The 12671-nt window shown below is 63.1% G+C and carries 11 protein-coding genes; 6 read left to right on the top strand and 5 right to left on the bottom strand.

The annotated features are described in order from the left end of the window. Positions 1-21 precede the first annotated feature (21 nt). Positions 22-486 carry a helix-turn-helix domain-containing protein gene (locus QFZ88_RS15670; protein ID WP_024924181.1) on the top strand — a complete coding sequence of 155 codons (465 nt, stop codon included), beginning with the start codon at positions 22-24 and terminating at the stop codon, positions 484-486. Positions 487-534: 48 nt separating this feature from the next. Here QFZ88_RS15670 and QFZ88_RS15665 read toward each other — a convergent pair whose 3' ends face one another. From QFZ88_RS15665 to QFZ88_RS15655, 3 genes are read right to left on the bottom strand one after another with little or no spacing between them, the layout of a single operon-like run. Continuing rightward, on the bottom strand, positions 535-1446 hold the full coding sequence (locus QFZ88_RS15665; protein WP_024924182.1) for a LysR substrate-binding domain-containing protein: 912 nt from the start codon (positions 1444-1446) through the stop codon (positions 535-537). 60 nt (positions 1447-1506) lie between these two features. After that, positions 1507-2124 (bottom strand): DedA family protein, encoded by a 618-nt coding sequence (locus tag QFZ88_RS15660; protein WP_024924183.1) that lies wholly within the window; start codon positions 2122-2124, stop codon positions 1507-1509. Further along, a complete protein-coding gene (locus QFZ88_RS15655; RefSeq protein WP_244431248.1) occupies positions 2121-2900 on the bottom strand; it encodes a class I SAM-dependent methyltransferase in 780 nt (259 codons plus the stop codon). Before QFZ88_RS15655 ends, QFZ88_RS15660 begins: the two co-directional genes overlap by 4 nt. A 24-nt stretch (positions 2901-2924) precedes the next feature. On the opposite strand from QFZ88_RS15655, the gene QFZ88_RS15650 reads away from it, so the two are divergent. Both QFZ88_RS15650 and QFZ88_RS15645 read left to right on the top strand, forming a co-directional pair. After that, positions 2925-3599: a response regulator transcription factor gene (locus tag QFZ88_RS15650; protein ID WP_024924185.1), complete on the top strand. Its 675-nt coding sequence runs from the start codon at positions 2925-2927 to the stop codon at positions 3597-3599. Then, complete coding sequence (locus tag QFZ88_RS15645; RefSeq protein WP_024924186.1) at positions 3596-4984, top strand: sensor histidine kinase; 1389 nt, start codon at positions 3596-3598, stop codon at positions 4982-4984. The genes QFZ88_RS15650 and QFZ88_RS15645 overlap by 4 nt, the downstream gene beginning before the upstream one ends. A gap of 20 nt (positions 4985-5004) precedes the next feature. Here the strand turns inward: QFZ88_RS15645 and QFZ88_RS15640 are convergent, their stop codons facing one another. After that, positions 5005-5574, bottom strand: a complete 570-nt coding sequence (locus tag QFZ88_RS15640; protein WP_024924187.1) for a TetR/AcrR family transcriptional regulator — start codon at positions 5572-5574, stop codon at positions 5005-5007. A gap of 152 nt (positions 5575-5726) precedes the next feature. Between QFZ88_RS15640 and QFZ88_RS15635 the strand changes: the two genes are divergently transcribed. Together QFZ88_RS15635 and QFZ88_RS15630 are read left to right on the top strand one after the other, a co-directional pair. Then, positions 5727-6944, top strand: a complete 1218-nt coding sequence (locus QFZ88_RS15635; protein ID WP_024924188.1) for an efflux RND transporter periplasmic adaptor subunit — start codon at positions 5727-5729, stop codon at positions 6942-6944. Then, complete coding sequence (locus tag QFZ88_RS15630; protein WP_024924189.1) at positions 6941-10012, top strand: efflux RND transporter permease subunit; 3072 nt, start codon at positions 6941-6943, stop codon at positions 10010-10012. Before QFZ88_RS15635 ends, QFZ88_RS15630 begins: the two co-directional genes overlap by 4 nt. 79 nt (positions 10013-10091) lie before the next feature. On the opposite strand, the gene QFZ88_RS15625 is transcribed toward QFZ88_RS15630, so the two are convergent. After that, positions 10092-10832 carry a VOC family protein gene (locus QFZ88_RS15625; RefSeq protein WP_307418194.1) on the bottom strand — a complete coding sequence of 247 codons (741 nt, stop codon included), beginning with the start codon at positions 10830-10832 and terminating at the stop codon, positions 10092-10094. Between QFZ88_RS15625 and ilvD the strand changes: the two genes are divergently transcribed. Next, on the top strand, positions 10831-12666 hold the full coding sequence (gene ilvD / locus QFZ88_RS15620) for a dihydroxy-acid dehydratase (RefSeq protein WP_024924191.1): 1836 nt from the start codon (positions 10831-10833) through the stop codon (positions 12664-12666). The two genes, QFZ88_RS15625 and ilvD, sit on opposite strands and share 2 nt — an antisense overlap. Positions 12667-12671: the final 5 nt, after the last annotated feature.

Raw genomic sequence — 12671 nt, 5'->3', positions numbered from 1 at the left:
CAAGTCGACTTGAGGTCAAGCATGAAAGACATGGATATCGTCGAGGTCTCGCGCCGTGCCGGTCTGCCGGCCTCGACACTCCGCTACTACGAGGAAAGAGGCCTCATCGCCTCGATCGGCCGCAAGGGCCTGCGCCGCCTGTTCGACCCGTCCGTGCTGGAGCGGCTCGCCCTGATCGCGCTTGGTCGCGCCGGCGGTTTCGCGCTCGACGAAATCGGCAAGATGCTGAAGCCCAATGGCCTGCCAGCGTTCGACCGCGCGAGGCTTGTCGCCAAGGCGGACGAACTGGACCGCACCATCCAGCGTCTGATCGCGATGCGCGACGGGCTGCGCCACGCGGCACGGTGCCCCGCCCCTCACCCCATGGAGTGCCCCACCTTCCGGCGTGCCGTCAGGCTTGCTGGAGCAGGTCGCTTCGAGGCCGCGCCGAGCGGCCCGTTCAGGGCGGAAGCCATCGGCGTCGCCGACCGGGGAAATCGGCTTTGAGGCGGGCACTGCTTGCCTGAGGCGATGGTCTGCAAGCAGCCCGCGCGACTATGTTCGCTGGCGTATGGTGCGCTGTGACTGCGCGATGCCGATGAAGTCGCGCGCCGGCTGCGGCAGGCCGGATCCGCGCCGCCAGACCATGCCTACCTGCACCACCGGCAGCGAACCCGAGACATCCCGCGATTCAATGCGGTCGCCTTCCAAGGACCACGGCCTGTAGATCAGGTCCGGCAGCAGCGCGACGCCGGCTCCGGTCGCGACGAGGCTGCGGACCGCCTCCACCGATCGCGTGCGGAAGGCGACATGCGGCTTGGCGCCGATGGCGGCCAGCAGCTTGCCTGTATTCTCCTCGATCTCGTCGATGGTCAGCATGATCAGCGGTTCGCTGACAATGTCGTCGACGCCGATGATGTCGGCGCCGTTCAGCTTGTGGCCAAGCGGCATCCACAAGCGATAGGCCGAAACTTCGAGGATTTCCGACTGAAGCGCGGTGCGATCGCGCAGGTTCGAGATCACCATGACCGCGACGTCCAGCTTGCCGCCGACCAGGAGGTGTTCGAGATAGTCGCCATTGTCCTCGATCGCCGAAATCTCGACGCCGGGGTAGGCACGGCGGTATCGCGCCAGGATATCGGACAGCACATAGCCGGCGACCATCGAGGTGACGCCGAGCTGGAGCCGGCCTTTGGTTGCAGCCTGTTCACCCAGGAAGGTGCGCCGTGCATCCGACACGTCGGACAGGATCTTGGTGGCGTGGCGCAGGAACTGGTGTCCCTTATGCGTGATGTTGAGGCCACGCGAATGGCGCTCGAAAAGCTCGACGCCAAGATCGGTCTCCAGTTCCTTGACCGCTTCGGTGACGGAGGATTGCGATATGGAGAGTTTCTGCGCCGCGCGGGAAACCGAACCCTGATCCGCAACGGCGACAAAGAACTGAAGCTGCCGGAGAGTGAATGCCATGCCGCCGAATAAACACTGGCGGGAGCGCGAAGGAAAGCGGTCAAGCGCGATCGTCAGCGCTCAACCGTGGACTGCTTCCTCGCTGCGCCGACGCACCGCCCGGTAACGCAATCCTAGGAAGAAAAGCACTTCGACGACAACGACCATGACGATGATGCGGAACCCGACGGAGACCAGATTGTGGTCGCCCCCGCGCATCAGATAGCCGAGACTGAGGAACGCGGAATTCCAGAGCACAGCGCCGAGTAAAGTTGCGGCAGCGAAAGGGAGCACCGCCAGACGCAGCGCGCCGGCGCCAATGCCGAGATAGTTGCGCACGGTCGGCACCAGCTGCGCCACCAGCGAGGCCCGAAAGGCATTGCGGCGATAGGCCTCCGCCAGCTTGCGGTAGGCCGTCGGCGGCAGGAAGACATATTTGCCAAAACGCCCGACCAGCGCTTCGGCGCGCGCTTCACCGAGCCGACGCCCCAACAGGTACCAGAACAGCGACCCGAGGATGGAACCGGTAACGGTGACGGCGAGCAACAGCGCCAGCCAGCCCATATCCGGCGCCGCCGTCATGCCGAGAAACAGCAGGACGATATGGGACGGCGGCGCCGGGAAGATCTTCTCGACGGACGCGATACAGAACACGCCCAGAAGACCAAAGCTCAGGATGGCTGGAACCGGCCCGGTCACGCGTAGCGCCAATCGTAGGACTTGGTGACCGGAATGCGGCTGATGCGATAGACGGTGGCCGGTGGGAAATTGAGCAAGGTATGGCCAATCCGCGTAGCACGAAGGTCGAGCTGGTCGAGCAATGTCTGGTCGATCGGACAACGCAGACCGAGCGTGAACTGGTAAAGCGAGGCACCGGGGCGCAGGTTGGCGAAGACGCCTTCCAGGATCAGCCGCGTACGGCGCGGCGAAATCAACCGGAACGGCAAGCCGCTGATCGCGGCGCCCAGCACTGGGCCGTTGTACAGCGCCATATGGCGCAGCCCCGTCGCATCCATTTCGAAAATGCGCGCCGCCGGAAAACGCTTGGTGAGCATGGCGGCGAAGTCGCTGTCGGCCTCGATCAGGGTCAGGTCGTTTTCCCTGACGCCTTTTTCGATCAAGGCACGCGTGAAAGGCCCTGTGCCGGGTCCAAGTTCCAGGACCGGACCGGTGTCCGGACCGACTTCCTTGGTCATCAGCGCCGACAAAGTGGCACTGGAAGGGGTTACCGATCCAATTCTGAATGGCGCCGCCGCCCAGGCCATCAGAAAAGAGAAAGCATCGTTGGTTTGCATATCCATCCTCGATCCGAAATCGAACTGCCGGCGAATCGAACGCCAGCCGATGGGGCGCTGTTTGCGGCCGCTGGATTGCGCAAACATTGCGAAAATCTGCGGGTCGCAACGAATTTCGATGCTTCGAACCCGAAATTTTTTGCCATGCTGACGCAATGTAGAGATCGTAGCGGGCCGCATCTGACTTCAGTAAAAGAGACGGCGATGCGTATCCTTTTGGTCGAAGACGAACCGGAAATGGCAGCAGCACTGCGCGTGGCGCTGAAGCGGCATGACATGGTCGTGGATCATGCCGCTTCGCTGATCGAGGCCGAGGATTTCATCGCGCTCGACAACTACGACGCGGTCTTGCTCGACCGCCAGTTGCCGGACGGCGATGGGCTTTCGCTGGTGACCAAACTGCGTGTTGGCGGCAGTGCCACGCCGGTTCTGGTTTTGACGGCGCGTGGCGACACCGCCGACAAGGTCGACGGGTTGAATGTCGGCGCCGACGATTATCTGGCCAAGCCGTTCGCCTTCGAGGAACTGATGGCCAGGCTGCGCGCACTGTTGCGCCGGCCGGCCGCCGTGCATTCGCAAGTGATCCGCGCCGGCGATCTTGCCTTCGACGTCGGCCACCGCGAGGCCACCATCCGCGGCGAACCGCTGGCCCTGCCGCGCCGCGAACTCCTGGTTCTGGAGGCACTGATGCGGCGCATGGGCCGCATGGTGCAGCGGGAGACGCTCATGGAGGCCGTGTTCGGTCTGGATGACGAAATCCAGTCCAACGCGCTCGACACCCATGTCTCGCGCCTGCGCCGCAAGCTGGCCGAGGCCGGCGTCGGCGTCACCATCAACGGTGTGCGCGGCGTCGGCTACCTGTTGCGCGAAACGTCATGATCTTGCGCAAGCCCCGCCGTCCGCGCTCGCTGAAATGGAGCCTTGTCCTGCGCATCGCCGTGCTGCAGGGCATCCTGATCACGCTGCTCATTCCGCTGCTTCTGGTGGCGCTGGTCATGTTCGGCGCCGCCAACATGAATGACTATGAGGGCGGCACGGCCGACGTGATCAAGGATGCGCTGAGCAGAGACGCCGGCGGCAAGCTGATACTGAAACCGACCCGCGAGCTTGCCGAGCTGCGCAAGACCGAGAAGAACCTCTGGTACGTGGTGCGCGACAAACAGGGCAACATGCTGAGGGAAGGCACGATCCCGCCGGCAATGGCACCGTTCGCCAACCAGCTCGACAACATCAGCGACGCACGCTTTTCCTGGACGATGGGCAAGGCCGACCGACCAGCCGGCATCGTCGCTTGGGAAGACGACACCGGGGCCGGCACGGTGCAGATCCTGGCCGGCACGGATGGCAAGCTTTCCTGGACCCGGATGGCGCTGGCCGGATGGGACTTTTTCCTGGTCGTGATCCTACCGGTGGTTGGCGTGATGGCTCTTGCCACTCTTTTCGTGACGCCGTGGGTGGTGCGCGGTGCGCTGAGGGGTCTTGGCGCTGCGGCCAGCGAAGCCGGACAGATCGACATCGACAAGCGCGGCGTGCAGCTGCCGCTGAAGGATGTTCCGACCGAGGTCACGCCGCTGGTGAATGCGGTGAACGACGCTCTGGTGCGCCTCGACACCGGTTACGAACGCCACCGCCGCTTCCTGACCGACGCGGCACATGAACTGCGCACGCCGGTTGCCATCCTCAACACGCGCGTCGCTTCGCTGCCGCCGACACCGGAACGGGCCAGGGTGCTGCGCGATGCCGCCCGGCTGTCGACGCTGACCGACCAGCTCCTCGACCTGCAGCGGCTCGGCCGGCAGGTCGAACGCTTCGGCCCGCTCGACCTGGTCGAGATTGCCCGCAGCGTCGTCGTCGACCTTGCGCCAATGGCCTTTTCGTCGGGCTATGAAATGGCGTTCGAACCGATGGTCGAAACACTGCCTGCGACAGGCGACCGCGCCTCGATCGAACGCGCCGTCACCAGCCTGGTGCAGAACGCCATCGAGCATGGCGGCAATCGGGGCAGGATCACCATCGGCGTCACCCGGCCGGCGGTCATCGAGATTCTCGACGAAGGCGAAGGCGTGCCGGTAGGCGAGCGCGAGAAGATCTTCCAGCCCTTCTACCGCCTACGCCCGCATGACCATGGCGCCGGGCTTGGCCTCAATCTCGTGCAGGAGATCATGCAGTTGCATGGCGGCCGCATCGAAGTGCTCGACGGCCGTCCCGGCGCGTTGTTCAGGATGAGTTTTCCGCTGCCACCGAAGGACGCCCCGACGCACTGACGCCGCTGGCCAATCGCCGATCAGTTGAGCGCTTGCGCGGGGACAGGGGCGAGGTTGCCCTTGGCGACCGACAACAACGACGTGACCAAGGAGCGGCGCTCCTGTTCGGACAGGACCTGGAAGTCGAAGAGGTTAGCGCTGCGCATCCCCTCGACGGCAAAGTAGGTGAGCAGCAGTGCTTCGAAATCGGGCGTTTCCGCTTTCAGCCGGTCGAAGAGCTGGCGCTGGAAGATGCGCATGGGCGCCAGAAAATCGGGATCCTCGGCAATCGCCGAGAATATCCATGAGGATGGCGGCTGATCTTCTTCGAACTTCTTTGCCGAGAGCTTCACGTAAGCGGCCAGAAGATTGCCCTGGCCACAGGCTTTCCGGGTCGTTTCCAGCGCTTCCTGGAACTCCTGGAGATAGTGCTCGACCAACGCCTGCATCAGCTTGGCCTTGGTCGGGAAATTATAGAGAAGACCGCCTTTGGAGACGCCGGCGCGTTGGGCCACGGCGTCCAGCGACAAATTGCCTGGCCCCGATTCCCGAGCCACGTCGGCTGCCGCCGCGAGTATCTTTTCGCGTGAATTTGCTCGCTGTTTCTTCATCTATCCCGCCTATAAGGCATGCTAGGCGCAATTGACAAGACCGTCCAGACGGTACAGTAAGGCGTCGAAAAATGTCGGCCGGGTTTTCGCACGATGCGCGCCTGGCTATTTTTGATTCGATTGTAATTGCCACGCGCCGCTCGAGGGATCCCATGATCAAGCGCTACATCCTCCGTTTCATCCTGCTTGTCCTGGTGGCCTTGGTGGCCGGCGGCATTGTTTGGTTCAATTTCTTCCGCGACAAGATGATCGCCCAGTTCTTCGCCAACATGCCGGTCAATGTGCTGACGGTTTCGGCCAACAAAGTCGAGCCGACCACCTGGACGCCCGGCGTCGAGGCGATCGGCACGGTTGGCGCCTCGATGGGCGTCGACCTGACGATGGAAACGTCGGGCGTGGTCAAGGAAATCATGTTCAAGGCCAATGACCGCATCGAGAGCGGCCAGCTTCTGGTTCGGCTCGACGACGCCGTCGAACAGGCGGACCTTGCCGCAGCCAAGACCAAGGCAACGCTCGACCAGCAGGCGCTGGTTCGTGCCCAAGCACTGCGCAAGACCGGCGTCGGTACCGAATCCGCGCTCGACACCGCTAATGCCAATGCCGAGACCTCGATCGCGCAGGTTGCGAAGGCGCAGGCAACGGCCGACCTCAAGCTGCTGAAGGCACCGTTCGCCGGCATTGCCGGTATCCCGAAGATCGACCTCGGCCAGTTCGTGCAGCCCGGCAACGCCATCGTCACCCTGCAGGATATGGATACGATGCGCGTCGACTTCACTGTTCCCGAACAGCAGCGTGAGAAGCTGAAGGTCGGCCAGCCGGTCAGCTTTGGCCCGACGTCGGACGCCTTGTCGTTCAAGGGCGTGGTCACCGGTATCGATCCCAAGATCGACCCGGCGAGCCGACTGGTTTCGGTGCGCGCGCGCATCGACAATCCGGAAGGACGGCTGAGCCCCGGCCAGTTCGTGCAGGTGCGCGTCGAACTGCCGAAGGAGGACAATGTCCTGACCGTTCCGCAGACGGCGCTGACCACCAGCCTCTATGGCGACTACATCTATGTCGTCGTTCCGGCCAAGCCCAAAGACGCAGCGGCACAGCCCGCCGACAAGGCCGCTGAAGCCAAGCCCGCCACGGGCGCTGCGGCGGCATCCGAGCAGAAGCCGGCCGCTGAAGGCCCTGCCCTCGTCGCCAATCAGGTCTTCGTCAAGGTTGGCCGTCGCTTCGGCGGCGTCGCCGAAATCGTCGAGGGCGTCAAGGCGGGCGACGATGTCGTCACCGCCGGTCAGAACCGGTTGAGCAACGGCACCCACGTCAAGGTCGACAACACGATCGACCCCAGCAAGCCGGTCGAGAAGAAGGCTTCCGCCCAATGAGTTTCTCCGATCTGTTCATCAAACGGCCCGTCCTGTCGACGGTGCTGGGTGCCATGATCCTGCTCGTCGGGCTTCAGGGCATCTTCAACCTCGCGATCCGGCAGTATCCGAAGGTCGAAGAAACCGCGATCACGGTGACGACCGCCTATCCGGGCGCCAGCGCCGACCTGATCCAGGGCTTCATCTCGGCCCCGATCGCGCGCGCCGTCGCCTCGACGGAAAACATCGACTACGTCACCTCATCGAGCGCGCCTTCGGCCAGCACGGTGACGGTTAAGATGAAGCTCGGCGCCAACCCGGATGTCGCACTGGCCGAAGTGCTGTCGAAGGTACAGGGCGTGCGCGGCGACCTGCCTTCGGAAGCCAAGGACCCGGTCATCGTCAAGGGCACGGGCGATTCCTTCGCGATGATGTACATCTCGATGCAGAATCCGAACATGACCAAGGAGCAGCTGACCGAGTACATCGAACGTGTCGTGCGCCCGCGCATCACCACGGTCGAAGGCGTCGCCGACGTCAAGATCTTCGGTGCCCAGCAATATTCGATGCGGGTATGGATCGATCCGGTCAAGCTGGCTTCCCGCGGCGTCACCGCCGCGGAAGTAGTCAGTGCCATCAACAACTCGAACTTCCTCTCCGCCCCCGGAAAAACCGAGAACGAGTATGTGATCTCGTCGATCACCGTGCGTTCGACGCTGCAGACGCCGGAAGCTTTTTCGGCGCTGCCCATTCGCTCGGTCGGCGGCAATGTCGTGCGCCTGCGCGACGTGGCCCGTGTCGAGCTCGGTGCCGAGAACACCGACACACGCGTGACCTTCAACGCCAAGCCGGGTACCTTCCTGGCCATCTTCCCGACGCCGGCAGCCAACCCGCTGACGACGGCGAGCGCGGTCCAAAAGCTGGTGCCGGTCATTCAGGAAACGCTGCCGAAGGGCATGACGATCCAGGTCGTCTACGATTCGACGGAACAGATCAGCGCCTCCATCGACGAGGTTTACAAGACCATCGCCGAGGCCGTCGCCATCGTCGTGGTCGTCATCCTCTTGTTCCTCGGCTCGTTCCGTTCGGTGCTGATGCCGATCATCACGATCCCGCTGTCGTTGATCGGCGTCTGCTTCATCCTCTATTTCATGGGCTACTCGATCAACCTGCTTTCGCTGCTGGCCATGGTTCTGGCCATCGGTCTGGTCGTCGACGACGCGATCGTTGTGGTGGAGAACGTCCACCGCCACATCGAAGAAGGCATGACGCCCATGCAGGCCGCCTTCGCCGGCATGCGCGAAATCTTCTCGCCGGTCGTGGCCATGACGATCACGCTGGCCGCGGTGTTCGCGCCACTCGCCTTCACCGGCGGCCTGACCGGCTCGCTGTTCCGTGAATTCGCGGTGACGCTGGCAGGCGCTGTGGTCATTTCCGGCATCATCGCCGTGACCATCACCCCGATGATGTCGGCGCGCCTTCTCAAGGCAGGCTCGCACAGCCGTTTCCAGAAGATCGTCGACGGCACGTTCACGCGGATCGAGAACGTCTATGAGCGTCTGGTCACCAGATCACTGCAGGCCCGGTGGGTGACGTTGCTCATCGTCATCGCCCTGGTCGGGGTGACCGGCTTCATGTTCACCAAGACCTCGACCGAGTTGGCACCCGAAGAAGATCAGGGCTTCCTGCTTTCGATCGTGACGGGGCCGCAATACGCCACCTCGGATTACACCGAAGCGTATGTCAACCAGATGCTCGGCCTGGTGAAGGACATTCCCGAAACGCGCGCCTTGTTCTCCGCCGTTGCCTTCGGCAGCGCAACCAACAGCGCCTTCGTCGGCTTCGCCTTCAAGGACTGGGCCGAACGGGCACGCTCGTCCAAGCAGATCCAGGCCGACATCACCGAGCGCCTGAAGAAGGTCGCCGGTGTGGAAGCCTTCGTTTTCGCCCCGCCGACATTGCCGGGCTCCGGCGGCGGCCTGCCGATCGCCGTCGTGGTTCGCTCGACCGGAGAATCCGCGAAGGTGTTCGAGGTTGCCGAGGAGATCAAGCAGAAGGCCCAGGCCTCCGGTCGCTTCATCGTCGTGCAGAATTCGATGTCGTACAACTCGCCGCAGACCTCGATCACCATCGATCGCGACCGCGCGGCAGCACTCAACATTCCGATCAGCGACATCGGCCGGACGCTGACGCTGCTGGTGGGCGGCAACGAAGTGGCGAAGTTCGACCGTGACTCCAACGCCTACAAGATCATCCCGCAGGTGCCGCAGATCTATCGCGACAACCCCGAAAAGCTCGGCGACTATTTCGTGCGCAGCGTGACGGGCGACATGGTGCCGCTGACTTCGGTGGTCAAAATCACGACCAATGCGGCGCCGGCGGCGATCGAGCAGTTCAACCAGTTGAACTCGGCGACGATCACCGCTCTGCCGATGCCCGGCGTAACCACCGGCGACGGCTTGCAGACGATCGAAACCATCGCCAAGCAGACCATGCCTGACAGCTTCTTCCTCGACTACTCTGGCCAATCGCGGCAGGAGAAGGAACAGGGCAACACGATCATCATCGCCTTCATCGCGGCCATCATCGTGATTTATCTGGTGCTGGCGGCGCAGTTCGAAAGCTTCCGCGATCCGCTCATCATCATGATGTCGGTGCCGCTGTCGATCTTCGGCGCGATTGTGCCGCTCAACCTCGGGCTCGGTACGCTGAACATCTACACGCAGGTCGGTCTGATCACGCTGATCGGCCTGATCACCAAGCACGGCATTCTGCTGGTCGAATTCGCCAACCAGCAGCGCGAGGAGCATGGCCTGTCGATCCCCCAGGCGATCATCGCTTCGGCCAAGGTTCGCCTGCGCCCGATCCTGATGACCACCGCAGCCATGGCGCTGGGCGTCGTGCCGCTGATCATCGCCCAGGGCGCCGGCGCCGCCGCGCGTTACTCGATGGGCCTGGTGATCTTCACCGGCATCCTGGTGGGCACTTGCTTCACGCTGTTCGTGGTGCCGATGTTCTATACCTTCCTGGCGCACCGGGGCCACGCTCAAGAGCAGCAGGCGACTCCGGCGCCGGTCGCGGCTGAATAATCCGCCGGACGATGCGAATGAAAACAGGGCGCCGGAGCAATCCGGCGCCCTGTTTGTTTGAGCAAGCTGGAGTTGAAAATTAACCCCGCGCAGCTTCCTCGATCGTGGCAACATCGATCTTGACCATCTTCATCATTGCAGCCATGACGCGCGCGGCCTTGGCCTTGTCGGGATCAATGAGCAGTCTCGGCAGCAGTTCCGGCACGATTTGCCAGGCGACGCCATAGCGGTCCTTGAGCCAGCTGCAGGCGAGCCCCTTGCCGCGACCATCAATCAGCTTTTCCCAGTAGTGGTCGACCTCAGCCTGGTCCTTGCAGTCAACGGAGAGCGATACTGAATTGTTGAAGGTCTCATCCGAGTTGCCGTTCAGGGCCTGAAACGACTGGCCAAACAGCTCGAAGTTCACCAGCACGACGCTGCCAGCCGGTCCGGGGCCGCTTTCGCCACTCCGCAGCACTTCTCCCTTCTTCGCGTTCGGAAAGATCGAGACGTAGAAGTCGACGGCCTCTTCGGCCTCGTTGCGGAACCACAGGCATGGGCTGATTTTCTGCATGACCTTCTCCTTGATGCGATTGGCGTTGGCCGCGGCCTCTCCCGTCGGCAGAACGGCTTCCTTTGCCTTGCCGTTGCTCAAAGGACGGCCCTTGACGCGGCAATCCGACAACGGCCGTGAAATAAATCGGCCGTGCCCTTGAGAGAGCATAAAACTGGCGCATTGCAAAACCGTGGCCAGACTGGACCATGGCGTATATAACGCCAGCTTCCTATCTACCTTTATCGCACAGGAACGTGCCGCACAGGCGTCAAGGACAGTACCCATGCCTCCCTATCGCTCCCGAACCACCACTCATGGCCGCAACATGGCTGGCGCCCGCGGCCTATGGCGCGCCACCGGCATGAAGGACTCGGATTTCGGCAAGCCGATTATCGCGGTGGTCAATTCCTTCACGCAATTCGTACCGGGCCACGTCCATCTTAAGGATCTCGGCCAGCTTGTCGCGCGCGAGATCGAAGCCGCCGGCGGCGTCGCCAAGGAGTTCAACACCATCGCCGTCGACGATGGCATCGCCATGGGCCATGACGGCATGCTTTATTCGCTGCCGAGCCGCGAGATCATCGCCGACAGCGTCGAATACATGGTCAACGCGCACTGTGCCGACGCCATGGTTTGCATTTCCAACTGCGACAAGATCACCCCCGGCATGCTGATGGCTGCGATGCGGCTCAACATTCCGGCCGTCTTCGTTTCCGGCGGCCCGATGGAAGCTGGCAAGGTCGTCTGGAAGGACAAGGTGACCGCGATCGACCTGATCGACGCGATGGTCGCCGCTGCCGACGACAAGGTTTCCGACGAAGAGGTAAAGGTCATCGAGCGTTCGGCCTGCCCGACCTGCGGCTCGTGCTCGGGCATGTTCACCGCCAATTCGATGAACTGCCTGACCGAGGCGCTCGGGCTGTCACTGCCCGGCAACGGCTCGACACTTGCCACCCATGCCGACCGCAAGCGGCTGTTCGTCGAAGCCGGCCATCTCGTCGTCGACCTCGCCCAGCGCTATTACGAACAGGAAGATGAAAGCGTGTTGCCGCGCAACATCGCCTCCAAGCAGGCCTTCGAGAACGCAATGGCACTGGATATCGCCATGGGCGGTTCGACCAACACAGTGCTGCACATCCTCGCCGCCGCTCAGGAAGGCGGTATCGACTTCACCATGGACGATATCGACCGCCTGTCGCGCAAGGTGCCGGTGCTGAGCAAGGTCGCGCCCGCCAAGGCCGACGTGCACATGGAAGACGTGCATCGCGCCGGTGGCATCATGGCGATCCTCGGCCAGCTCGATAAAGCCGGGCTGATCCACAACGAGTTGCCGACCGTGCACAGCGCGACGATGGGCGAAGCACTGGACCGCTGGGACGTCTCGCGCTCCACGGCGGAGAATGTCCGCAAATTCTATATGGCCGCGCCGGGCGGCGTGCCGACACAAGTTGCCTTCAGTCAGGACCGTCGCTGGGACGATCTCGACCTCGATCGTGAAAAGGGCGTCATCCGCTCGGCCGAGCATCCGTTCTCGAAAGATGGCGGCCTGGCCGTGCTCAAGGGCAACATCGCGCTCGATGGTTGCGTGGTGAAGACCGCCGGCGTGGACGAGTCGATCCTGACCTTCACCGGCCCGGCCAAGGTCTATGAGAGCCAGGATGCGGCGGTGAAGGCCATTCTCAGCAACGAGGTCGTCGCCGGCGATGTCGTCGTCATCCGCTACGAGGGTCCGAAGGGCGGCCCGGGCATGCAGGAAATGCTCTACCCGACCAGCTATCTGAAGTCGAAAGGACTGGGCAAGGCCTGCGCGCTGTTGACCGACGGCCGCTTCTCCGGCGGCACTTCCGGCCTGTCGATCGGCCATGCCTCGCCCGAGGCCGCGACCGGCGGTGCGATCGGCCTGGTACGCGACGGCGATCGGATCGCCATCGACATTCCCGGCCGCACCGTCAATCTCCTGGTCAGCGACGAGGAACTTGCGGCCCGCCGCAAGGAGCAGGACGCCAAGGGCTGGCAGCCGGTGGAAACGCGCAAGCGCAACGTGACTACGGCGCTTCGCGCCTATGCCGCCTTCGCGACCAGCGCCGACAAGGGTGCGGTGCGCAAGGTTCCGGAATAAACGCC

It is taken from the genome of Mesorhizobium sp. YL-MeA3-2017, from assembly GCF_030814575.1.
Lineage (GTDB): Bacteria > Pseudomonadota > Alphaproteobacteria > Rhizobiales > Rhizobiaceae > Mesorhizobium > Mesorhizobium terrae.
The sequence above is the reverse complement of the archived record's forward strand: the minus strand, read 5'-3'. Positions and strand labels throughout refer to the sequence as shown.

Bases quoted from the DNA above. Each gene is read 5' to 3' on its own strand.
- QFZ88_RS15630 (WP_024924189.1), top strand. From the start codon at position 6,941: ATGAGTTTCTCCGATCTGTTCATCAAACGGCCCGTCCTGTCGACGGTG.
- QFZ88_RS15625 (WP_307418194.1), bottom strand. From the start codon at position 10,832: ATGGGTACTGTCCTTGACGCCTGTGCGGCACGTTCCTGTGCGATAAAG.
- QFZ88_RS15655 (WP_244431248.1), bottom strand. From the start codon at position 2,900: ATGCGGCCCGCTACGATCTCTACATTGCGTCAGCATGGCAAAAAATTT.
- QFZ88_RS15665 (WP_024924182.1), bottom strand. From the start codon at position 1,446: ATGGCATTCACTCTCCGGCAGCTTCAGTTCTTTGTCGCCGTTGCGGAT.
- QFZ88_RS15650 (WP_024924185.1), top strand. From the start codon at position 2,925: ATGCGTATCCTTTTGGTCGAAGACGAACCGGAAATGGCAGCAGCACTG.
- QFZ88_RS15640 (WP_024924187.1), bottom strand. From the start codon at position 5,574: ATGAAGAAACAGCGAGCAAATTCACGCGAAAAGATACTCGCGGCGGCA.
- ilvD (WP_024924191.1), top strand. From the start codon at position 10,831: ATGCCTCCCTATCGCTCCCGAACCACCACTCATGGCCGCAACATGGCT.
- QFZ88_RS15670 (WP_024924181.1), top strand. From the start codon at position 22: ATGAAAGACATGGATATCGTCGAGGTCTCGCGCCGTGCCGGTCTGCCG.
- QFZ88_RS15635 (WP_024924188.1), top strand. From the start codon at position 5,727: ATGATCAAGCGCTACATCCTCCGTTTCATCCTGCTTGTCCTGGTGGCC.
- QFZ88_RS15645 (WP_024924186.1), top strand. From the start codon at position 3,596: ATGATCTTGCGCAAGCCCCGCCGTCCGCGCTCGCTGAAATGGAGCCTT.